The organism is Pseudomonas sp. NPDC090203, assembly GCF_044746765.1.
GTDB classification, from domain to species: Bacteria; Pseudomonadota; Gammaproteobacteria; order Pseudomonadales; family Pseudomonadaceae; genus Aquipseudomonas; species Aquipseudomonas putida_AD.
In genome coordinates this window covers 180,806-204,319 of sequence record NZ_JBIVCV010000013.1, presented here as the reverse complement: position 1 = coordinate 204,319, position 23,514 = coordinate 180,806, and the positions used below count along the sequence as shown (strand labels likewise).

The 23,514-nt window shown below is 62.0% G+C and carries 17 protein-coding genes; 14 read left to right on the top strand and 3 right to left on the bottom strand.

Annotated elements, in window-relative coordinates:
- Positions 1–63 precede the first annotated feature (63 nt).
- Positions 64–384: a Rieske (2Fe-2S) protein gene (locus tag ACIPO9_RS22010; protein ID WP_400783478.1), complete on the top strand. Its 321-nt coding sequence runs from the start codon at positions 64–66 to the stop codon at positions 382–384.
- Here ACIPO9_RS22010 and sfsA read toward each other — a convergent pair.
- Positions 362–1,096: a DNA/RNA nuclease SfsA gene (gene sfsA, locus ACIPO9_RS22005; RefSeq protein ID WP_274134817.1), complete on the bottom strand. Its 735-nt coding sequence runs from the start codon at positions 1,094–1,096 to the stop codon at positions 362–364. The genes ACIPO9_RS22010 and sfsA overlap by 23 nt on opposite strands.
- Positions 1,096–2,268 carry a pyridoxal phosphate-dependent aminotransferase gene (locus ACIPO9_RS22000; RefSeq protein ID WP_400783475.1) on the bottom strand — a complete coding sequence of 391 codons (1,173 nt, stop codon included), beginning with the start codon at positions 2,266–2,268 and terminating at the stop codon, positions 1,096–1,098. Before ACIPO9_RS22000 ends, sfsA begins: the two co-directional genes overlap by 1 nt.
- Positions 2,269–2,622: 354 nt before the next feature.
- Between ACIPO9_RS22000 and dksA the strand changes: the two genes are divergently transcribed.
- The 13 genes from dksA to ACIPO9_RS21935 all read left to right on the top strand — a co-directional run bounded on the left by dksA (position 2,623) and on the right by ACIPO9_RS21935 (position 20,204).
- Positions 2,623–3,066 carry an RNA polymerase-binding protein DksA gene (gene dksA, locus ACIPO9_RS21995; RefSeq protein ID WP_274134884.1) on the top strand — a complete coding sequence of 148 codons (444 nt, stop codon included), beginning with the start codon at positions 2,623–2,625 and terminating at the stop codon, positions 3,064–3,066.
- Between the two features lie 542 nt (positions 3,067–3,608).
- Complete coding sequence (gene gluQRS / locus ACIPO9_RS21990; protein ID WP_400783472.1) at positions 3,609–4,496, top strand: tRNA glutamyl-Q(34) synthetase GluQRS; 888 nt, start codon at positions 3,609–3,611, stop codon at positions 4,494–4,496.
- Between the two features lie 117 nt (positions 4,497–4,613).
- Entirely contained in the window at positions 4,614–4,790 is a 177-nt protein-coding gene (locus tag ACIPO9_RS21985; protein WP_002552060.1) for a hypothetical protein, read from the top strand.
- Positions 4,774–7,728 (top strand): sensor histidine kinase, encoded by a 2,955-nt coding sequence (locus ACIPO9_RS21980; RefSeq protein ID WP_274134859.1) that lies wholly within the window; start codon positions 4,774–4,776, stop codon positions 7,726–7,728. The genes ACIPO9_RS21985 and ACIPO9_RS21980 overlap by 17 nt, the downstream gene beginning before the upstream one ends.
- A gap of 22 nt (positions 7,729–7,750) precedes the next feature.
- Positions 7,751–9,187: a sigma-54-dependent transcriptional regulator gene (locus tag ACIPO9_RS21975; protein ID WP_400783470.1), complete on the top strand. Its 1,437-nt coding sequence runs from the start codon at positions 7,751–7,753 to the stop codon at positions 9,185–9,187.
- A 760-nt stretch (positions 9,188–9,947) separates the two neighbouring features.
- Positions 9,948–11,348: a polynucleotide adenylyltransferase PcnB gene (locus tag ACIPO9_RS21970; protein WP_400783467.1), complete on the top strand. Its 1,401-nt coding sequence runs from the start codon at positions 9,948–9,950 to the stop codon at positions 11,346–11,348.
- Positions 11,349–11,363: 15 nt separating this feature from the next.
- Positions 11,364–11,843 (top strand): 2-amino-4-hydroxy-6-hydroxymethyldihydropteridine diphosphokinase, encoded by a 480-nt coding sequence (gene folK / locus ACIPO9_RS21965; RefSeq protein ID WP_400783516.1) that lies wholly within the window; start codon positions 11,364–11,366, stop codon positions 11,841–11,843.
- A gap of 335 nt (positions 11,844–12,178) precedes the next feature.
- Positions 12,179–12,979: a 3-methyl-2-oxobutanoate hydroxymethyltransferase gene (gene panB, locus ACIPO9_RS21960; protein ID WP_274134862.1), complete on the top strand. Its 801-nt coding sequence runs from the start codon at positions 12,179–12,181 to the stop codon at positions 12,977–12,979.
- A complete protein-coding gene (gene panC, locus ACIPO9_RS21955) occupies positions 12,976–13,827 on the top strand; it encodes a pantoate--beta-alanine ligase (protein ID WP_400609175.1) in 852 nt (283 codons plus the stop codon). Before panB ends, panC begins: the two co-directional genes overlap by 4 nt.
- Before the next feature lie 265 nt (positions 13,828–14,092).
- Positions 14,093–15,757: a glucose-6-phosphate isomerase gene (gene pgi, locus ACIPO9_RS21950; RefSeq protein WP_274134865.1), complete on the top strand. Its 1,665-nt coding sequence runs from the start codon at positions 14,093–14,095 to the stop codon at positions 15,755–15,757.
- Between the two features lie 244 nt (positions 15,758–16,001).
- A complete protein-coding gene (gene acs, locus ACIPO9_RS21945; RefSeq protein ID WP_400783465.1) occupies positions 16,002–17,939 on the top strand; it encodes an acetate--CoA ligase in 1,938 nt (645 codons plus the stop codon).
- Positions 17,940–18,066: 127 nt separating this feature from the next.
- Positions 18,067–18,936 (top strand): oxygenase MpaB family protein, encoded by an 870-nt coding sequence (locus ACIPO9_RS21940; RefSeq protein ID WP_400783463.1) that lies wholly within the window; start codon positions 18,067–18,069, stop codon positions 18,934–18,936.
- A gap of 89 nt (positions 18,937–19,025) precedes the next feature.
- Positions 19,026–20,204 carry an acetyl-CoA C-acetyltransferase gene (locus ACIPO9_RS21935; protein WP_400783461.1) on the top strand — a complete coding sequence of 393 codons (1,179 nt, stop codon included), beginning with the start codon at positions 19,026–19,028 and terminating at the stop codon, positions 20,202–20,204.
- Positions 20,205–20,330: 126 nt separating this feature from the next.
- On the opposite strand, the gene mgtA is transcribed toward ACIPO9_RS21935, so the two are convergent.
- Complete coding sequence (gene mgtA, locus ACIPO9_RS21930) at positions 20,331–23,069, bottom strand: magnesium-translocating P-type ATPase (protein ID WP_400783514.1); 2,739 nt, start codon at positions 23,067–23,069, stop codon at positions 20,331–20,333.
- Positions 23,070–23,514 lie beyond the last annotated feature (445 nt).

The window sequence follows — 23,514 nt, the reverse complement described above, 5'->3', positions numbered from 1 at the left end:
CCGGGCAATTTGATAATTATTTGCATTTGCGCGTCAAGCGCGAAGGAGTTTCAACTGAAATACATGTGTAACAGCGTTTATCTGGCCGAGGGTAAAAGCCGGGGCTTCGACATCGACGGCATAAGGCTGCTTGCAGTCCGCCGTGGCGGGCAGGTTTACGTGTACGAAAACCAGTGCCCGCATCGCCGCGTTCCTCTGGAATGGCAGCCGGACCAGTTCCTTGATGACAGCGCCAGCCTGATCCAGTGCGCAACCCACGGCGCGCTGTTCCTCATCGAAAACGGTGAATGCATCGCCGGGCCATGCGAGGGCAAACACCTGAACGTGATCGCGGCGAACGAAGACGCTCAGGGCATCTGGATCAATCTGCCAGCGCAGGCTTGAGCTGATGCAGATGGACGTCCAGTCGACGATCCACCCGCACCTCTTCGGGCGTCAGTTGCACGCCATAGGCCAGGACCTGCACGCCTGCGGCAACCGCCTCCCTTAGCGCGGCGGCGTAGGCGGGGTCTATTTCCTCGGCCGGTCGCACCCCTTCGATACCGGTGAGGTTCACGCAGTACAACAGCACGGCGCGCACACCTTCGCGAGCCAGGGCGGCCAGTTCGCGCAGGTGTTTGGCGCCGCGCTGGGTGACGGCATCCGGAAAGGCCGCCACGGCACTGTCGTCAAAGCCCAGGGTGACGCTCTTGACCTCAAGAAACAGCGAGCCGTCGGGGTAGTCCAGGCGGAAATCCACCCGGCTGTTTTCCTGTCCATAGGCCACTTCGCGCTTTAGCCCCGTGAAGCCGTTCAGTTCGGTGATGACACCCGCCAGCAGCGCCTCTTCAACGAGTTTATTGGCCCGCCCGGTGTTGACGCAGGCAAAGCGCCCCTGCGGGGTTTCGCTGATTTCCCAGGTGCCGGGCAGCTTGCGCTTGGGGTCGTTGGAGCGGCTGAACCAGACCTTGCCGCCCGGCATCATGCAATTGAACATGGAGCCGGTGTTGGGGCAGTGGATGGTCAGACGCTCGCCACTGGCCGTTTCGATGTCTGCCAGAAAGCGTTTGTAGCGTTGCAGCAGGCGTGCTTCTTCGAGTTCGGGAAAAAAACGCATCAGCCTTGCCAACTCCGCAGCCCGCGCCCGATCCGCTCGACTGCTTCTTGCAGGCGCGGCAGGCTCTGGGTATAGGCGAACCGCACATGATGGCCCGCCTGATGGCGACCGAAGTCCAGGCCCGGGGTGAAGGCGACGTGTTCGGTTTCCAGGAAATGCCGACAGAACGCGAAGGCATCGCCGCCGAATGCGCTGATATCTGCATAAAGATAGAAGGCGCCTTCGGGCTCCACCGCAATGTTGAAACCCAGTTCACGCAATGCAGGCAGCAGGAAGTCTCGACGCTTGCCGAACTCGGCCCGGCGTTGTTCGAGAATTTCCAGGGTCTGCGGCTCGAAGCAGGCCAGCGCCGCGCTCTGCGCCATGCTCGGCGCGCTGATGTAGAGGTTCTGCGCCAGTTTTTCCAGATCGCCGACCGCAGCCTGGGGTGCAACCAGCCAGCCAAGACGCCAGCCGGTCATGCCGAAATACTTTGAAAAGCTATTTAATACGAACGCATCGTTATCCACTTCCAGCACGCTGGCCGCATCCATGCCGTAGGTCAGCCCGTGGTAGATCTCGTCCACCACCAGATGCCCGTGGCGCTGCTTGAGTGAAGCGGACAACGCGGCCAGTTCGTCGCGGTGCAGCAGAGTGCCCGTCGGATTGGCAGGGGACGCGACCAGCGCGCCGACGCTGTCCTGGTCCCAATGCCGGGCCACCAGATCCGGCGTCAGTTGATAGCGTACATCGGGCCCCACTGGCACCAATTGCGCCGCGCCTTCCACCAGCCGCAGGAAATGCCGGTTGCAAGGGTAACCTGGGTCGGCCAGCAACCAGTGCTTGCCGGGATCGACCAGGAGGCTGGCCGCCAGCAGCAAGGCTCCGGAGCCGCCAGGGGTGATCAGGATCCGCTCGGGATCGATGTCCACGCCATAGCGCTGGGCGTAGAACCCGGAAATCGCCTGGCGCAGTTCAGGCAGGCCTCGCGCTGCGGTGTACCGGGTTTTCCCCGCGGCCAGTGCAGCCTGGCCGGCCTTGATGATGGGTTCGGCGGTGGTGAAGTCCGGCTCGCCGATCTCCAGGTGGATGACATCGTGCCCCGCTGCCTGCAATTCATTGGCACGGGCCAGCAGCGCCATGACATGAAAGGGTTCGATGGCGCGGCTGCGCGCACTGTAGGGCTGGGGCATGGTCCTTCCTTTTACTGGCAGGTGTCGAAAACTGTCGCCTGATTCTACCCAACCGCTTGCGCCGCTACAGGATTATCGGAGAAGACTGGCCTCACGCGCTGCCGATGATCCGCAAAAACCGGTGTAGTTGCACAAGGGGGCTAGACTGATGGCACTGCAAAATAATATAAAACCGGGCGCTTTGGCCGTGGTCATAGTTCACGGGCGCGTTGTAGAGCCATGCTCGACAACCGGGAGTAGCGCGCTCCGATTCGATCTGGTAAGTTCGCCCGCTTGCAGCCGCAGGGCCGGCAGGCGTCGGCGATGGATCTTTACCCTGCGCAATGGCTTAGAAGAGTGAGAGGCTGTCCGTTCATGCCCACCGAAGAAAAGCAAAAAAGCAACCAAACGATTAGCGGTTTCGAGCCTTACGTCACGACGAAGGACGAGGAATACATGGGCAAGCCCATGCGCGCTCACTTCACCAAGATCCTGAACAAGTGGAAACAGGACTTGATGCAGGAAGTTGATCGCACCGTTGATCATATGAAGGACGAAGCGGCCAACTTTCCTGACCCGGCAGACCGTGCAAGTCAGGAAGAGGAATTCGCCCTTGAACTGCGTGCTCGTGATCGTGAGCGCAAGTTGATCAAGAAGATCGACAAGACGCTGCAATTGATCGAAGACGAAGAGTACGGCTGGTGCGAATCCTGCGGCATCGAGATCGGCCTGCGCCGCCTGGAAGCCCGTCCGACCGCCGACCTGTGCATCGACTGCAAGACCTTGGCTGAAATCAAGGAAAAACAGATCGGTAAATGATCGTGTTTTCTTTCAGAACAAAAGACGCTTCGGCGTCTTTTGTTGTTTCTGGAGCGAAGTGATTTCCTCGTAGCAGTCCGGTTTGCCGGCGTCGGCGCCCGCAAGATCGCTGTCGCGGGCAAGCGCGCTCCTACAGCCTTCGGCCAGGAGCCAGATCGTGGTCGCACATCGGTCCGTAGCAGCACGGCTTGCCGGCGGGGGCGGCCTTCGGCCAAGAGCCAGATCTTCGTCGCACACCGGCCCCGTAGCAGTCCGGCTTGCCGGCGTCGGTGCCCGCAAGATCGCTGTCGCGGGCAAGCGCGCTCCTACAGCCTTCGGCCAGAAACCAGATCGTGGTCGCACATCAGTCCGTAGCAGCACGGCTTGCCGGCGGGGGCGGCCTTCGGCCAAGAGCCAGATATTCGTCACACACCGGCCCCGTAGCAGTCCGGCTTGCCGGCGTCGGTGCCCGCAAGATCGCTGTCGCGGGCAAGCACGCTCCTACAGGGTCTGATGATTCGTCCGGTTCTTCGGCCATCCGATTTCCAGTACCATCTGCGTCCATGAAATCCCTTCCTTATATAGGGCGCTTTGCGCCAACCCCCAGCGGTTATCTGCACTTCGGCTCACTGGTCGCGGCGCTTGCTTCCTATCTGGATGCGCGCGCTGTTGGCGGCAAATGGCTGATGCGCATGGAAGACCTGGACCCGCCCCGGGAAGAACCCGGCGCGCAGGTGGCCATCCTCGGTGCCCTGGAAACCTACGGCTTCGAGTGGGACGGCGAACTGGTCAGACAAAGCGACCGACACGACGCCTACCAGGACATCATCAACCGCTGGTTCAGCCATGGCCTGGCCTACGCCTGCACCTGTTCGCGCAAGCAACTGGAAGACTTCCAGGGTATTTACCCAGGCTTCTGCCGCAACGCAGGGCATTCGCCTGACAACGCCGCGATCCGCATTCGCGTGCCGGAACTGCAATACCGCTTCGAAGACCGGGTCCAGGGCTCATTCGCCCAGCACCTGGGCCGCGACGTCGGCGATTTCGTGATCCGCCGCCGTGACGGCTTCTACGCCTACCAACTGGCGGTGGTCCTCGACGATGGCTGGCAAGGGGTCACCGACATCGTGCGCGGCGCCGACCTGCTGGACTCCACGCCGCGCCAGCTGTACCTGCAGGAGCTACTGGGCCTGCCGCAACCGCGCTACCTGCATGTGCCGCTGATTACCCAGCCCAACGGCAACAAGCTGGGCAAGACCTACCGCTCCCCGCCCCTGCCCGCCGATCAGGCGACCCCGCTACTGATGCGGGCCCTGCGTGCACTCGGGCAGCCCGCGCCAGCGGACCTGTCGTTCGCCACCCCGCGCGAGGTGCTGGACTGGGGAATCGCACACTGGAATGCCGATTTGATTCCGCGGGTCGCCACGATCGAAGAAGCTCGAATAGACTGAACTAGAGCGGTTGCTCCAAACTGCCGTAGAAAACTGGCCGAAACGTCGCTTGCGGCCTGATAGCCATCCGTTACCATGCCGCTCCTCATCTGTCGGTCAGTCAACCTGGGAGGCCAAATGTACATCTACCGATTGGTCCTGCTCCTGGTGGTAGGCATTTATCTATTTTCCCCGGCCATCATGGATTGGTGGATCGACGCGACGGGGGCCTGGTACCGGCCCTACATGCTGTGGCTGATCCTGATCGTGGTGACTTTCATTCTGCAGAGCCAACGAGATGCCGATGAGCTTTAGCCTGACCCAGATGATCCTGGTCAGTGCCGCCTACCTGCTGGCGCTGTTCAGCGTTGCCTGGATCAGTGAGCGCGGCCTGATTCCGCGCTGGATCATTCGTCACCCACTGACCTACACCTTGTCGCTGGGGGTTTACGCCAGCGCCTGGGCGTTCTATGGCACGGTAGGGCTAGCCTACGAGTACGGCTATGGCTTCCTGTCCAGCTACCTCGGGGTGTCGGGCGCGTTTCTACTGGCGCCGGTGCTGCTTTACCCGATCCTCAAGATCACCCGCACTTACCAGCTGTCGTCGCTGGCCGACCTGTTCGCCTTCCGCTTTCGCAGCACATGGGCCGGTGCGCTGACCACGATCTTCATGCTGATCGGCGTGCTGCCGCTGCTGGCCCTGCAGATTCAGGCGGTGGCAGACTCCATCGGCATTCTGACCCGCGAGCCGGTGCGCAACTACGTCGCCCTGGCGTTCTGCGTGCTGATTACCCTGTTCACCATCTTCTTTGGCTCACGCCACATCGCCACCCGGGAAAAACACGAAGGGCTGGTGTTTGCCATCGCCTTTGAATCGGTCATCAAGCTGGTGGCCATCGGCGGCGTGGGTCTGTATGCGCTGTACGGTGTCTTCGACGGCCCGCAAAGCCTCGAACAGTGGCTGCTGCAAAACCAGAGTGCCCTCGCCGCTCTGCATACCCCGTTACAGGAAGGTCCGTGGCGCACATTGCTGCTGGTGTTCTTCGCCTCGGCCATCGTGATGCCGCACATGTATCACATGACCTTCACCGAAAACCTCAACCCCCGCGCGCTGGTCAGTGCCAGCTGGGGCTTGCCGCTGTTCCTGCTGTTGATGAGCCTGGCAGTGCCGCTGGTGCTGTGGGCCGGGCTGAAACTGGGCGCCACCACCAGCCCGGAATACTTCACGCTGGGCATCGGTATCGCTGCCCATAACCCGGCCCTGGCCCTGCTCGCCTATGTCGGAGGGCTGTCGGCAGCCAGCGGGCTGATTATCGTGACCACCCTGGCGTTGTCCGGCATGGCGCTGAACCATCTGGTGCTGCCACTCTATCAACCGCCTGCCGAAGGCAATATCTACCGCTGGCTGAAGTGGACCCGTCGCGGGCTGATCGTGGCCATCATCATGGCGGGCTACGGCTTCTACCTGCTGCTGGGCGCCAAGCAGGACCTGGCCAACCTGGGCATCGTCGCCTTCGTCGCCACCCTGCAATTCCTGCCGGGCGTGCTGTCGGTGCTGTACTGGCCCGCCGCCAACCGTCGAGGTTTCATGGCCGGGCTGATCGCCGGCATCGTGGTGTGGCTGGTCAGCATGCTGTTGCCGTTGATCGGCAACTTCCAGGGCTTCTACATCCCGTTGCTGAACATGATCTACGTGCTCGACGACACCAGTTGGCACATGGCGGCCATCGCCTCGCTGGCGGCCAACGTGCTGGTGTTCACCCTGATCTCTCTGTTCAGCAACCCCAGCGCCGAGGAAGCCAGCGCCGCCGAGGCCTGCGCGGTGGACAACGTGCGCCGCCCGCAGCGTCGGGAACTGCACGCCGTATCGCCCCAGGAGTTCGCCACCCAACTGGCCAAGCCCCTGGGCGCCAAGGCCGCGCAGAAGGAAGTCGAACAGGCGCTGCGCGATCTCTACCTGCCCTTCGACGAGCGCAGGCCCTATGCCCTGCGCCGCCTGCGGGACCGGATCGAGGCCAACCTGTCCGGCCTGATGGGCCCCAGTGTCGCCCAGGACATGGTGGAAACCTTCCTGCCGTACAAATCCGGCAGCGAAAACTACGTCACCGAAGACATCCACTTCATCGAAAGCCGCCTCGAGGATTACCACTCGCGCCTCACAGGGCTTGCCGCCGAACTCGACGCCCTGCGCCGCTACCACCGCCAGACCTTGCAGGAGCTGCCGATGGGCGTCTGCTCCCTGGCCAAGGATCAGGAAATCCTGATGTGGAACAAGGCCATGGAAGAACTCACCGGCATCGGTGCACAGCGGGTGGTCGGCTCTCGGCTGGAAACCATCGCCGATCCATGGCGCCAGTTGCTGCTGGGGTTCATCAACGTGCCGGACGAGCACTTGCATAAGCAGCGCCTGGGGCTGGACGGGCAGACCCGCTGGCTCAACCTGCACAAGGCCGCCATCGACGAGCCCCTCGCTCCGGGCAACAGCGGCTTGGTGATCCTGGTGGAGGACCTGACCGACACCCAGATGCTCGAAGACAAACTGGTGCACTCCGAGCGCCTGGCCAGCATTGGCCGGCTGGCGGCGGGCGTGGCCCACGAGATCGGCAACCCGATCACCGGCATCGCCTGCCTTGCGCAAAACCTGCGCGAAGAGCGTGAAGAAGACGGCGAACTGACCGAAATCAGCAGCCAGATCATCGAGCAGACCAAACGTGTTTCGCGCATCGTGCAATCGCTGATGAGCTTCGCCCATGCCGGCGGCCATCAACAATCCGACGAAGCGGTGTGCCTGGCCGAAGTGGCGCAGGATGCCATTGGTCTGCTGGCCCTGAACCGGCGCAATTTCGAAGTGCAGTTCTATAACCTGTGCAACCCGAACCACTGGGTCGACGGCGACCCGCAACGCCTGGCGCAGGTGCTGATCAACCTGCTCTCCAACGCCCGTGACGCCTCGCCTGCCGGCAGCGCGATCCGGGTCAAGAGCGAGGCGTCTGAACATACGGTGGATCTGATCGTCGAAGACGAAGGCACCGGTATTCCAAAAGCGATCATGGACCGCTTGTTCGAGCCGTTCTTCACCACCAAGGATCCGGGTGAAGGGACAGGCCTTGGGCTCGCACTGGTCTATTCCATCGTTGAAGAGCATTATGGACAAATCACCATCGACAGCCCGGCTGACCCCGAGCAACAACGCGGAACCCGTATTCGGGTGACATTACCGCGACATGTCGAAGCGACGTCCGCTGTGAACTGAGACCGTCGAGAGAATCGAATCAATGCCGCACATTTTGATCGTCGAAGACGAAACCATTATCCGCTCTGCCTTGCGTCGCCTGCTGGAACGTAATCAGTACCAGGTCAGTGAAGCCGGATCCGTGCAGGAAGCTCAGGAACGTTTCAGCATCCCCTCGTTCGACCTGATCGTCAGCGACCTGCGCCTTCCCGGCGCTCCGGGCACTGAACTGATCAAGCTGGGCCAGGGCAAGCCCGTCCTGATCATGACCAGCTATGCCAGCCTGCGCTCGGCCGTGGACTCGATGAAGATGGGCGCGGTGGATTACATCGCCAAGCCCTTCGACCACGACGAAATGCTCCAGGCGGTCTCGCGCATCCTGCGTGACCGACAGACGGTGCAGAGCATCCAGGCAGAACGCGCCGCCGCTGCCGGCAAGCCTTCGGCTGACAAGCCGGGCCCTGACAACAGCAATGGCGAGATCGGCATCATCGGCTCCTGCCCGCCGATGCAGGACCTCTACGGCAAGATTCGCAAGGTGGCGCCGACCGACTCCAACGTGCTGATCCAGGGTGAATCCGGGACCGGCAAGGAACTGGTCGCCCGCGCCCTGCACAACCTGTCGCGCCGCGCCAAGGCACCGATGATTTCGGTGAACTGCGCAGCCATCCCGGAAACCCTGATCGAGTCCGAACTGTTCGGCCACGAGAAAGGCGCATTCACCGGTGCCAGCGCAGGTCGCGCGGGCCTGGTGGAAGCGGCGGACGGCGGTACGCTGTTCCTCGACGAAATCGGTGAATTGCCCCTCGAAGCCCAGGCGCGCCTGCTGCGTGTGCTTCAGGAAGGCGAGATTCGCCGCGTGGGCTCGGTGCAGTCGCAAAAGGTCGATGTGCGCCTGATCGCCGCGACCCACCGCGACCTCAAGAGCCTGGCCAAGGTCGGCCAGTTCCGTGAAGACCTTTACTATCGCCTGCACGTGATCGCGCTGAAACTGCCCGCACTGCGCGAGCGTGGCGCCGACGTCAACGAGATCGCCAACGCGTTCCTGGCCCGCCAGAGCGCCAAGGCTGGCCGTAACGACCTGAAATTCGGCCCCGATGCCGAGCAGGCGATTCGTCACTACTCCTGGCCGGGTAACGTGCGCGAACTGGAAAACGCTGTCGAGCGCGCGGTGATCCTCTGCGAGAGCCCTGAAATCTCGGCCGACCTGCTCGGCATCGATATCGAGCTGAGCGATCTGGACGTGGACGAGTTCATTGGCCTGGCGCCTCAGGCGGCCAGCGCCAGTTCCACCGCCCATGAGCCGACCGAGGACCTGTCCCTGGAAGATTATTTCCAGCACTTCGTGCTCGAACATCAGGACCACATGACCGAGACTGAACTGGCACGCAAGCTGGGCGTCAGCCGCAAGTGCCTGTGGGAACGTCGCCAGCGCCTGGGCATTCCACGGCGCAAGACCGGCGTGGCCAGCGAGACCTGAGGCGCGCGAAGGCTCTGGCACAGGGCCTTCAGCAAGTTCGAAAAGAACTGTTACCTCGAAAGCGGAACGTAACAAAAGCCGGGGCGTACGGTAACGCAGCCCCGGCTTTTTTTGGCCTGCGCAAAACTGCGCGCGATAGCGTCGTTTTGCCACACCCCCGGTTTTAAAGGGCTGCAGCGCTTTCGTCAAAAGTTGGCACGGGTTCTGCTATATGTATTCGTACAAGAACAACAAAAATCAGTCACCCGCAAAAAAACACAATAAAAACAAGACGTATCGACTCACGCATAACAAGAACAAAACGGCGGAGGCGCAGCTAACTGATTCTTTTGGAGAGGCGTTGCATTTGGGACTTGTCCCGCAACCAGGCCGAGAACAACAAAAAACTACCCCAAGGTAGAGCCTGAACTGGTTGGATCGAACGATTACTGCAGCACAGCGACCAAAGCAATCCGTTTGCTCTTGACTCCCGATTGGGAGGTTTCACAGGCGAAATGCCGTGAATTGGGCGCTCAACAAAAACAAAAAGCCCAACAGACAATAAAAATAAGAGCACGCACTTTGGGGGAGCTTCGGCTCCCCCAGTAGCTTCCAGAACAAAATCCTTGCCCTGCAACCACCGTCCAACCCCTGTATTTCCTGCCTCCCGGCGGCGTTCGCGCAGCTTCCTACACCATTGATCGACTAAATGCTAGAATCCCCGCCCATCATGCGGTCATTCTTTGTCATTGGCCGAATATTCCTTCAAACAGTGCATCCCATGCTGAAGAAGCTGTTCCAGTCATTCCGTACCCCTCTGCGCACCAAGCCGCAGCAACACATGCGCACAACGCCTGAAGTGCTCAACAGCAGCCAGCATTCGTTGCAACGCAACCAATTCAGCCGCTATGCGGTGAACATCGTCGAGCGTCTGCAAAATGCCGGCTACCAGGCCTATCTGGTTGGCGGCTGCGTGCGGGACATGATGCTGGGCATTACGCCAAAGGATTTCGACGTCGCCACCAGCGCCACGCCTGAACAGGTGCGCGCCGAGTTCCGCAACGCGCGGATCATTGGCCGGCGTTTCAAGCTGGTTCATATCCATTTCGGTCGTGAAATCATCGAAGTGGCGACTTTCCGCGCCAACCACCCTCAGGATGAAGAGGACGAAGACAGCAACCAGTCGTCCCGCAACGAGAGTGGGCGGATCCTGCGCGACAACGTCTACGGCACCCTGGAAGAAGACGCCCAGCGCCGCGACTTCACCATCAACGCCCTGTACTACGATCCGGTCACCGAGCGGGTGCTCGACTACGCCAACGGCGTACACGACATCCGCAATCGCTTGATCCGCCTGATTGGCGACCCGCAACAGCGCTATAAGGAAGACCCGGTGCGGATGCTGCGCGCCGTGCGTTTCGCCGCCAAGCTGGACTTCGGCATCGAGAAGCACAGTGCCACGCCGATTCGCCCGCTGGCCTCGATGCTGCGCGACATTCCGGCTGCGCGCCTGTTCGAGGAAGTGCTCAAGCTGTTCCTGTCGGGCCATGCCGAGCCGACCTTCGAGATGCTGGTGGATCTGGAGCTGTTCGATCCACTGTTCCCGGCCAGTTCCCACGCGCTGGAGCACAACCCGACCTACACCCACACGCTCATCAGCGACGCGCTGGCCAACACCGACCTGCGGGTGAAACAGAACAAGCCGGTCACCCCGGCCTTCCTGTTCGCCGCATTGCTGTGGCCGGCCCTGCCTGCGCTGGTGCTGCGCCTGCAAGAGCGCGGCATGCCGCCGATCCCGGCCATGCAGGAAGCGGCGCACTTGCTGATTTCCGAGCAATGCCAGCGCATCGCGATCCCCAAGCGCTTCACCATGCCGATCCGCGAGATCTGGGACATGCAGGAGCGTCTGCCCCGCCGTTCCGGCAAGCGCGCCGACCTGCTGCTGGAGAACCCACGCTTCCGCGCTGGCTACGACTTCCTGCTGCTGCGTGAAGGCGCAGGCGAGGAAACCGATGGCCTGGGCGATTGGTGGACGGAGTATCAGGATGCCAATGAGGCCGGGCGCCGCGACATGATTCGCGAGCTGGGCAACAAGCCCGACGCCGCAGGCCAGGGCCCGCGCAAACGCCGTCGCAGCGGTGGCGGCAAGCGCAAGCGTGCTGGCGCCGACGCAGGAGAATAAGCGCGTACGATGAACATGGAACGTGTCTACATCGGCCTGGGCAGTAACCTGGCCGAGCCCGCCGAGCAATTACGCGAAGCCCTCAAGGCGCTCGCGCAATTGCCGCAGACTGCCCTGTCAGGCGTTTCTTCTTTCTATGTCAGTGACTCGTTGCTGCCAGGCCAGCCGCGTTACACCAACGCCGTTGCCGCGCTGGACACGGGCCTTGCGCCACTGGCGCTGCTCGATGCCTTGCAAGGCGTAGAGAACGGCCAGGGTCGCGAGCGCCTCGAGCGCTGGGGGCCGCGTACGCTGGACCTGGACATCCTGTTGTTCGGTGACCGCCTGATCGACGAGCCGCGCCTGAAGGTCCCGCACTATCACATGCACGCCCGGGCGTTCGTGCTGTACCCGCTGGCCGAGCTTGCGCCGGGCCTGATCCTGGCCGATGGGCGAGCACTGGACAACCTGCTGGCCGCCTGCCCGTTTGAAGGGCTGGAGCGCCTGCCAGGCTGACTCCATCCTGTAGGAGCGCGCTTGCCCGCGATGGGGGTATGCCTGGCGCCTTATTCGTCACAGGTACACCGCATTCGCGGGCAAGCGCGCTCCTACAGGCATAAATCGCGCTTGCCCGTTACCCGCCCGGTAACAACCCGACCAAACCGGTAACACCCGGAATTGACTTCCCGCCCCCTCCTCACGAAGATAAGCGTCCCAACGCCGGACTACCGGCCACAAGGCGCAGAACAGGCTTTTTCAAACACCGCGAAACGACGGTGTGCCTGTGTCTTACGAATGAATCACGCGTTGCTCGCCGTAGTGTTCACAGCGCCTGAACGAGGACTTTTTTCATGCCAGATATCACCGTTACGTCCCTGCTGGGCCTGAAGCAAAAAGGTGAGAAAATCACCATGCTGACCTGCTACGACGCAACCTTCGCCCACACCGCAAGCCAGGCGGGTGTAGAAGTGCTGCTGGTCGGCGACTCGCTGGGCATGGTCCTGCAGGGGCACGACAGCACGCTGCCGGTCACCACCGCCGAAATGGCCTACCACGTCGCCTGCGTCAAACGCGGCAATCAGGGTGCGCTGATTCTCGCCGACCTGCCGTTCATGTCCTACGCCACTGCCGAGCAGACCTTCGCCAACAGCGCCGCGCTGATGCAGGCCGGTGCACACATGCTCAAGGTCGAAGGCGCGGCGTGGCTCGCCGACTCGATCCGCCTGCTGGCAGAGCGCGGCATCCCGGTGTGCGCGCACCTGGGCCTGACGCCGCAGGCGGTCAACGTGCTGGGCGGCTACAAGGTGCAGGGGCGTCACGAGGCGCAGGCACGGCAGATGCGCGCCGACGCCATCACCCTGGAACAGGCGGGTGCGGCGATGATTCTGCTGGAATGCGTGCCCAGCGAACTGGCTCAGGAAATCACCCACGCAGTGAAGATTCCGGTGATCGGCATCGGCGCAGGCAGCGCGGTGGATGGCCAGGTGCTGGTGCTGCACGACATGCTCGGCCTGTCGATCAGCGGCCGCGTGCCCAAGTTCGTGAAGAACTTCATGACCGGCCAGCCAGATATTCAGTCGGCCATCGCGGCCTATGTCAGCGCCGTCAAAAGCGTCAGCTTCCCTGCACCAGAACACGGATTCTCGGCATGAACACTGTCAAAACCGTTCGCGAACTGCGCGCCGCCGTTGCCCGCGCCCGCAGCGAAGGCAAACGTATCGCACTGGTCCCGACCATGGGCAACCTGCACAGCGGCCACACGGCGCTGGTGACCAAGGCGACCCAGCGCGCCGACTTCGTGGTGGCGAGCATCTTCGTCAACCCGTTGCAGTTCGGCCCCAACGAAGACCTGGCCACCTACCCGCGCACCCTGGCGGCGGATCAGGAAAAACTGCTGCAAGCCGGTTGCCACCTGTTGTTCACGCCGACGGTCGAGGAAATGTACCCCCACGGCATGGCCGACCAGACCATCGTCCGCGTGCCCGTGGTCTCCGAAGGCCTGTGCGGCGGCAGCCGTCCTGGGCACTTCGACGGTGTTTCCACGGTGGTCAGCAAGCTGTTCAACATGGTCCAGCCTGACATCGCCATCTTTGGCCAGAAAGACTTCCAGCAGCTGGCAGTCGTCAGCGCACTGGCCCGTGACCTGAACATGCCGATCCAGATCATTGGCGAGCCCACCGTACGCGCCGCCGACGGCCTGGCGCTGTCCTCGCGCAACGGTTACCTGACCGAAGCCGAACGCGCGACGGCACCGGCGCTTTACCGTGTCATCAAACAGATCGCAGACGCCCTTCACAATGGCGAGCAGAACCACACGCAGTTGCTCGCCGATGGCTGGAAAGCCCTCGAAGCCGCAGGCTTTCGCCCCGACTACCTGGAAATCCGCAATGCCGTGACCCTGCGTCCGGCAACGCCAGACGACCACGACCTGGTAGTGCTGGGTGCGGCATTCCTGGGCAAGACGCGGCTGATCGACAACCTGCACCTGGCCAAGGAATAAACACCACGTCTGCAATGGCGACTATGCTCAGTACCCGGCGGCCAGGTTTACCAGACCCATGCAGACCGGGTAATGAACTTAGCCACACGAGCAATGCCATACCGGTACAGCTCGCCTGAGAAAGGCGGCCATGCATTAGATTGTGAGAAAAAGTACCGAGCAAAGGTAAAGTCAGGCGCAGACATAAGCGCGTCCGGGGATTAGGCTTCGGACAGTCTGGCTTTCAATGTCCAAAGGCAGTTCAAGTTTAAGGAACCCCGTAGCGATGGCGTACTACCGCACTCCTCATGACGTCACCACCCTGCCCGCCTGGCAGGCGCTCAACGACCACCGCAAGGCCATGCAGAATTTCAGCATGCGCGATGCGTTCAACGAAGACCCGCAGCGCTTCAACAACTTCACCCTCAGCAGCAGCGGGCTGTTCCTCGACTACTCGAAAAACCTGATCACCGCCGAGACCCGCCAGTTGCTGGTCAACCTGGCCAACGAAGTGGGCCTCAAGGACGCCATCAAGGCGCAGTACGACGGCGAACTGGTCAACTCCTCCGAAGGCCGTCCGGCGCTGCACACCGCGCTGCGCCGTCCGGTGGGTGACAAGCTGATGGTCAACGGCGTCAACGTGATGCCCGAAGTGCACAAGGTGCTGAACCAGATCACCGATCTGGTGGGCCGCATTCACGACGGTCTGTGGCGCGGCTACACCGAAAAGCCGATCACTGACGTGGTCAACATCGGCATCGGTGGCTCGTTCCTTGGCCCTGAGCTGGTGTCCGAAGCGCTGTTGTCCTACGCGCAGAAAGGCGTTCGCTGTCATTACCTGGCGAACATCGACGGCACCGAGCTGCACGAACTGACCAGCAAGCTGCGCGCCGAGACCACGCTGTTCATCGTCTCGTCCAAGACCTTCTCGACCCTGGAAACCCTGAAGAACGCCACCGCCGCGCGCGCCTGGTACCTGGCCCAGGGCGGTTCGGAAGCCGAGCTGTATCGCCACTTCATCGCGGTATCGAGCAACAACGCCGCCGCTGTGGCCTTCGGTATCCGTGAAGAGAACATCTTCCCGATGTGGGACTGGGTCGGCGGTCGTTACTCGCTGTGGTCGGCCATCGGCCTGCCTATCGCGCTGGCGGTCGGCATGTCCAACTTCAAGGAATTGCTGTCCGGTGCCTACACCATGGACCAGCACTTCCAGAACGCGCCGTTCGAGCAGAACATGCCGACCCTGCTGGCGCTGCTGGGCGTCTGGTACGGCAACTTCTGGGGCGCGCAGAGCCACGCGATCCTGCCGTACGACCACTACCTGCGTAACATCACCAAGCACTTGCAACAGCTGGACATGGAATCCAACGGCAAGAGCGTTCGCCAGGACGGCGTGCCGGTCAAGACCGACACCGGCCCTGTGATCTGGGGTGGCGTGGGTTGCAACGGCCAGCATGCGTATCACCAGTTGCTGCACCAGGGCACCCAGTTGATCCCGGCCGATTTCATCGTGCCGATCGTCAGCTTCAACCCGGTCTCCGACCACCATCAGTGGCTGTACGCCAACTGCCTGTCCCAGAGCCAGGCGCTGATGCTGGGCAAGACCCGCGAAGAAGCCGAGGCCGAACTGCGCGCCAAGGGCATGTCCGAGGAAGAAGTGCAGCGCGTGGCGCCGCACAAGGTGATTCCAGGCAACCGTCCGAGCAACACCATCGTCGTTGAACGTATCAGCCCTCGCCGTCTCGGCGCGCTGGTGGCGATGTACGAGCACAAGGTATTCGTGCAGAGCGTGATCTGGGGCACCAACGCCTTCGACCAGTGGGGCGTGGAATTGGGCAAGGAACTGGGCAAAGGCGTCTACAGCCGCCTTGTCGGCACTGAAGAAACCGCCGCTGAAGATGCCTCGACCCAAGGGCTCATCAACTACTTCCGTGGTCGTCACCGCGGCTGATAAAGCCTGATCGCAGCATCCGAAACCCGCCCCCTCGCAAGAGGCGGCGGGTTTTTTATTGGCTCCCGTAGCAGCACGGCTTGCCGGCGGGAGCGGTGGGTCAGTGACAGATACTTGTCTGACACGACGCTCCCGCCGGCAAGCCGTGCTGCTACGGGATGTGTACAGAGGCTGAACCCATGGGTTTTCGAACTACTCTGATGAGATGTCGCGGCTACACAACGCCACAAGAAAAGGAGACGCCATGTTCAATCTCAGCGATTTCCCCCACGCCGACGCCACGCGCAAGGCCGCTCAACTGAGCGCTGAGGACTACCAGCGCATGTACCGGCAGTCGGTCGAACAGCCCGATGCATTCTGGGCCGAGCAGGCCAGCCAGTTTCTCGACTGGTCCCGCCCCTGGGATCAGGTGCAGCAATGCGACCTCAAGACCGGCGCCGCCAACTGGTTCAAGGGCGGCCAATTGAATGTCAGTTACAACTGCATCGATCGTCATCTGGAAAAGCGCGGCGATCAGGTGGCCATTCTTTGGGAAGGCGATAATCCTGCCGAATCCGCTGAAATCACCTACAAGAAATTGCACCACAACGTCGCCCGCCTGGCGAATGTGCTCAAGCAGCGCGGGGTGAAGAAAGGTGACCGGGTGTGTATCTACATGCCGATGGTCCCGGAAGCGGCCTACGCGATGCTGGCCTGTACGCGCATCGGCGCGGTGCATTCGGTGGTGTTCGGCGGATTTTCCCCGGACGCCCTGCGCGACCGGATTCTCGACGCCGATTGCCACACCGTGATCACCGCCGATGAAGGCGTACGCGGCGGCAAATACATCCCGCTGAAACAGAACGTCGACAAGGCCCTGCAAAGCTGCCCGAACGTCAGCACCGTGCTGGTGGTCCAGCGCACCGAGGGTGAGGTCGACTGGATCGAAGGCCGCGACATCTGGTACCACGAAGCCCTGCACGGCATCAGCGATGATTGCCCGCCCGAGCCGATGGACGCCGAAGACCCGCTGTTCATCCTCTACACCTCAGGCAGCACCGGCAAACCCAAGGGCGTGCTGCACACCACCGGCGGCTATCTGTTGCAGGCCGCACTGACCCACAAGTACGTGTTCGACTACCGCGACGGGGAAATCTACTGGTGTACCGCTGACGTGGGCTGGGTCACCGGGCACAGCTATATCGTCTACGGCCCCTTGGCGAACGGGGCGACCACGCTGATTTTCGAGGGTGTGCCCAATTACCCCGACACCTCGCGCTTCTGGCAGGTGATCGACAAGCACCATGTGAACATCTTTTACACCGCGCCAACCGCTTTGCGTGCGCTGATGCGCGAAGGTCCGAAACCCTTGCAGGGCACCAGCCGGGAAAGCCTTCGCGTGCTGGGCACCGTGGGTGAGCCGATAAACCCCGAGGCGTGGGAATGGTATTTCCACCAGGTAGGAAAAGAACGCTGCCCTATCGTCGACACCTGGTGGCAGACCGAGACCGGCGGCATCATGCTCACCCCATTGGTCAGCACCACGCCGCTCAAACCCGGCTGCGCGACCCAGCCCATGTTCGGGGTGCAACCGGTGTTGCTCGACGACAAGGGCAAGGAGTTGCAAGGCGCGACCAGCGGTTTACTGGCGATCAAGGCCAGTTGGCCAGGGCAGATTCGCGGCGTCTATGGCGACCAGAAACGCATGGTCGAAACCTACTTCAAGCCCTACCCCGGTTACTACTTCACCGGCGATGGTGCGCGGCGCGACCAGGACGGCCATTACTGGATCACCGGGCGCGTGGACGATGTCATCAACGTGTCCGGCCACCGCATCGGCACCGCGGAGGTGGAGAGCGCGCTGGTGCTGCATGACAGCGTCGCCGAAGCCGCCGTGGTCGGCTACCCCCACGACGTGAAGGGCATGGGCATTTATGCGTTCGTCACCACCATGGCCGGGGTCGAGCCCGATGAGGCCTTGCAGAAGGAATTGCTGGCGCTGGTCAGCAAGGAAATCGGCAGTTTCGCCAAGCCTGAATTGATCCAGTGGGCACCGGCCTTGCCGAAAACCCGTTCCGGGAAGATCATGCGTCGCATCCTGCGCAAGATCGCCTGTAACGAGCTGGACAGCCTGGGGGATATTTCGACCCTGGCCGATTCGAGTGTCGTGGAAGGCTTGATCGAAAAGCGCTTGAACAGGTAACGCCTACCCGTAGGAGCGCGCTTGCCCGCGAATGCTGTGTGTCAGACAACGTTGCCGTGACAGACATATCGCAGTCGCGGGCAAGCGCGCTCCTACAGGTGCTCCTCCCAATGTTTATCGGACACCCATGGAATTCATCCGCACACGCATCGAAACCCAGGTCATGAGCATGACCGGCCTGGCCCTTGGGCAGCTGGACATCGAGAACCCTAAGGGCGATCCCGGGCTGTTCGGGCCGCAGGCGGTGTGCTGGCAAGTGCATGGGGACTTTGCCAGCATGCTGGTCGGCGGCATCTGCGCCCTGATGCTGCAGATGCTCCACCCGCGAGTGCTGGCCGGGGTCTGGGACCACTCCAATTTTCGTGAAGACATGCTCGGCCGGCTGCGGCGTACCGGGCAATTCGTCTCGGGCACCACCTTCGGCTCAACCCACGACGCCAACTGGCTGATCGACAAGGTGCGGGGCATTCATGCACAGATCAGCGGCACGGCGCCGGACGGCAGCCATTACAAGGCCGACGATCCGGAGCTGCTGACGTGGGTGCATGTGGCCGAGGTCAGCAGCTTCATGGCGGCTCATCTGCGGTATCTGAATCCTGACCTTTCCCTTGATGAACAGGACCGTTACTACGCCGAGACCGCGCTGGTGGCCGAGCGTCTGGGTGCCCGGGATGTACCGCGATCCGCCCGTGCCATTGCCGATTACCTTGAACAGATGCGTCCGCAATTGCTGTGCGACGAACGTACCTTCGAGGTGCTGCACGTGCTGCGCCACGCCCCGGCGCCCAGCCGGATGGCCAGGCCCATGGGCAAGCTGATGATGCAGGCCGGCATAGAGCTGCTGCCGCAGTGGGCCAGCGCGATGTTCGGTATTGAGTTCGGGGCTTTCAGGCGCAGAATGATTCGAACGGCCATCAACCGCACGGCACCGGTATTGCGATGGGCCGTACGCAACGCATCGGTGCACCGTGCCAGGCGCAGGATGGGCGTGGTTTGAATTTCCGTTGATGCCCATTCATGCCACCATAATCGTCTTCGCTTCAATCGGCCCAGCGCTCGAAACCTACAACAATGAGGATCCGCATCATGCAAGACGTCGTTATCGTTGCCGCCACCCGCACTGCCGTCGGCAGTTTCCAGGGTTCGCTGGCGAATATTCCTGCGGTTGATCTGGGTGCTGCGGTCATTCGCCAATTGCTGGCGCAGACCGGCCTGGATCCTGCGCAAGTCGACGAAGTCATCATGGGCCAGGTCCTCACTGCGGGTGCCGGGCAGAACCCTGCGCGCCAGGCGTCGATCAAGGCCGGCCTGCCGTTCGCGGTGCCAGCGATGACCCTGAACAAGGTCTGCGGTTCAGGCCTCAAGGCGCTGCACCTGGGCACCCAGGCCATTCGTTGCGGCGACGCCGAGGTCATCATTGCTGGCGGCCAGGAGAGCATGAGCCTGGCCAACTACGTTATGCCGGGCGCGCGTACCGGACTGCGCATGGGCCACGCGACCATGGTCGACACCATGATCAGCGACGGCCTGTGGGATGCCTTCAACGACTACCACATGGGCATCACTGCCGAAAATCTCTCGGACAAGTACGAGATCAGCCGCGAGGCGCAAGACGCCTTCGCTGCCGCCTCGCAGCAGAAAGCCGCTGCGGCCATCGCAGCCGGGCGTTTCGTCGATGAGATCACGCCGATCCTGATTCCACAGCGCAAGGGCGACCCCGTTTCCTTCGCCAACGACGAACAACCGCGTGCAGGCACGACCGCCGAGTCGCTGGCCAAACTCAAGCCCGCATTCAAGAAGGACGGCACTGTGACCGCCGGTAACGCCTCGTCGCTGAACGACGGTGCTGCGGCAGTGATCCTGATGAGCGCAAAAAAGGCTGAAGAACTGGGCCTGCCGGTGCTGGCACGCATCGCCGCCTACGCCAATGCTGGCGTGGACCCGGCGATCATGGGTATCGGCCCGGTCAGCGCCACCCGCCGCTGCCTGGACAAGGCCGGCTGGTCTCTGGACGAGCTGGACCTGATCGAAGCCAACGAAGCGTTTGCCGCGCAGTCGCTGTCGGTGGGCAAGGAGTTGGGCTGGGACATGGACAAGGTCAACGTCAACGGCGGCGCCATCGCCATCGGCCACCCGATCGGTGCATCGGGCTGCCGTGTGCTGGTGACCTTGTTGCATGAAATGATCAAGCGCGATGCGAAGAAGGGACTGGCGACGCTGTGCATCGGTGGTGGTCAGGGTGTTGCGCTGGCGTTGGCGCGGTAATAAGCCCACACCCATCGTAGGAGCGCGCTTGCCCGCGACGGCGGTGTGTCAGACAGCATTTCCATGACAGACATACCGCAATCGCGGGCAAGCGCGCTCCTACAAATGACCGTGATCAGCAGGGCTTTACTGCCAGCCAAACCGGCGTACGTAGAACCCCTTCACCGCCTGAGTCAGCCCCACATACGCCAGCAGAATCACCGGCAGGATGACGAAGTACAGCGGTGGCAATGCCTGCAACTTGAAGTAGTGCGCCAGCGGCCCCATCGGCAGGAAGATCCCGACGGCCATGATCACCCCTGTCATCACCATCAACGGCATCGCTGCACGGCTTTGCAGGAACGGGATTTTCGGGGTGCGGATCATGTGCACGATCAGCGTCTGGGTCAGCAGTCCCACCACGAACCAGCCCGACTGGAACAGGGTTTGATGTTCCGGTGTATTGGCGCCGAACACGTACCACATCACCGCAAAGGTGGTGATGTCGAAGATCGAGCTGATCGGCCCGAAGAACATCATGAAACGCCCCACGTCCGCAGGCTGCCAGCGTTGCGGTTTTTTCAGCAGTTCCTCGTCCACGTTATCGAACGGAATGGCGATCTGCGAAATGTCGTACAGCAGGTTCTGCACCAGCAGATGCATCGGCAGCATCGGCAGGAACGGGATGAACGCACTGGCCACCAGTACCGAGAACACGTTGCCGAAGTTGGAACTGGCGGTCATCTTGATGTACTTGAGCATGTTGGCGAAGGTGCGACGCCCTTCCAGCACGCCCTCCTCCAGCACCATCAGGCTTTTTTCCAGCAGGATGATGTCCGCCGCTTCCTTGGCGATGTCCACCGCGCTGTCCACTGAAATCCCGATATCGGCGGTGCGCAGCGCTGGCGCGTCGTTGATGCCATCCCCCATGAAGCCCACCACGTGGCCGTTGGCCTTGAGCAGCCGCACGATGCGTTCCTTGTGGGAAGGCGTCAGCTTGGCGAACACGTTGGTGGTTTCCACGGCCACAGCCAGCTCGGCATCGCTCATGCGTTCAACATCGCCCCCCAGCAACAGGCCCTGACGTTCCAGGCCCACTTCGCGGCAGATCTTGGCGGTGACGCGCTCGTTGTCGCCAGTCAGCACCTTGACCGCCACACCGTGCTCGGCCAGTGCCTTGAGTGCAGGCGCGGTGCTTTCCTTGGGCGGATCGAGAAACGCCACGTAACCGATCAGCGTCAGGTCGCTTTCATCGGCCAGGCCGTAGGTGTCGCGCCCGGCTTCCATTGCACGAGCGGCGACAGCGACGACACGCAGGCCTTCGTCGTTGAACTCGGCCGTGACCTGCACAATGCGCTCCAGCAGTTCAGGGGTCAGCGCTTCATCGACCTCGCCATGGCGCACGCGATTGCAGGCGCCGAGCACCTCTTCCAGCGCACCCTTGCAGATCAGCAGATGCGGCTGGCCTTGCTCCTGAACCACCACCGACATGCGCCGACGGGTGAAGTCGAACGGTACCTCGTCGACCTTGCTGAAGGCCGTACCGACTTGCAGCTCGCGATGGATTTCAACGTGTTCCAGCACCGCCACATCCAGCAGGTTTTTCAGGCCGGTCTGGTAGTAGCTGTTCAGGTAGGCCATTTCCAGCACGTCATCGGACTCATCGCCCCACACATCGACGTGGCGCGCCAGAAAGATCTTGTCCTGGGTCAGGGTGCCGGTCTTGTCGGTGCACAGCACGTCCATGGCGCCGAAGTTCTGAATCGCGTCCAGGCGTTTGACGATCACTTTCTTGCGCGACAGGAACACCGCACCCTTGGCCAGCGTCGAGGTGACGATCATCGGCAGCATTTCCGGGGTCAGGCCCACGGCGATGGACAGCGCGAACAGCAGTGCCTCCATCCAGTCACCCTTGGTGAAGCCATTGATGAACAGCACCAGTGGCGCCATGACGAACATGAAACGGATCAGCAGCCAGCTGACCTTGTTGACCCCGGCCTGAAACGAAGTCGGCGCGCGGTCGGTGGCGCTGACACGCTGGGCCAGGGCGCCGAAATAGGTCTGGTTGCCGGTGGCCAGGATCACCCCGGTGGCGGCACCCGACACCACGTTGGTGCCCATGAACAGGATGTTTTCCAGGTCCAGCGGGTTGCCGGTGTCGACCTCCTGACGGCGGGCGAATTTTTCCACCGGCATCGACTCACCGGTCATGGCTGCCTGGCTGACGAACAGGTCCTTGGCGCTGAGCACGCGGCAGTCGGCGGGGATCATGTCACCAGCCGAGAGCACGATCAGATCGCCCGGCACCAGTTGCTTGATCGGCAGCTCGACGCGGTGCTGTTTGCCGTTGGTGTGAGCGTCGCCCTGGGATGGTTCGTGGTGACGCAGCACGGTCGCGGTGTTGCTGACCATGGCCTTGAGCGCATCGGCCGCCTGGTTGGAGCGGGTTTCCTGCCAGAAACGCAGAAGGGTCGAGAGCACCACCATCGAGAAAATCACGGTGGCGGCCTTCATGTCCTCGGTCAGCCAGGAAATGAACGCGAGCAGGGTCAGCAGCAGGTTGAACGGGTTTTTGTAGCAGTGCCACAGGTGCACCCACCATGGCAGCGGCTGCTCGTGTTCGACTTCGTTGAGGCCGTGCTGTTGACGCAGTTCAAGAGCCTGCTCTTCGGTCAGGCCGTCAGGATGGCTGCCCAGGCGGGAAAGCAATTCGGGCACTTCGCTACCGGCGCCACGGGTCAGGGTCTGCGCCAGGGTTGGCGGCACTTCGCGGCTGACGGTGGCGTCGGTCAGGCTGTCGAGCATCGCCAGGCGGCGGAAATGCCGGGCAATGTGGCGAGTGCGCAGGAAGCCTGCGAAGAACTCTTTCAGGAGTGCGAACTTCAAATCGAAGAGTTTCATGGTGTTGTCCCCTGGTCTAAAGGGCTACTACTCAAGAGACTCAGGCAGGCACGGCCGACCGCTCGCGCGCAATTCACAAGGAACGGCGCACGACAGGCTGACCCGCACGGCCAGAAAGACCGCGCGCGTTCGTCACGCTATGAGGCGTCAGGGAAAGGACAGAAGCCCGGTCCGGTCGGACGGGGCGGCACTGCCGTTTCTCGCGTTTGTCGGCGAGATAACGGCAGTGAAAAGACTGCGCGTTATCTTGCCGAGGATTGGCCGGTCATCGAAACCGGCTGACGTCTGTCACTCGAACAAGTACCCACTGTGGGTCTCCGCATCTGTTGAAAACGGGCGAAGAATACGCCCGGCTTTTTAGAGAGTAAACCGCTGTTACAGGTCTGCCAGGACAATTGCGCAGGGCTTCAGGAAAGGTTCAGGAATGGCG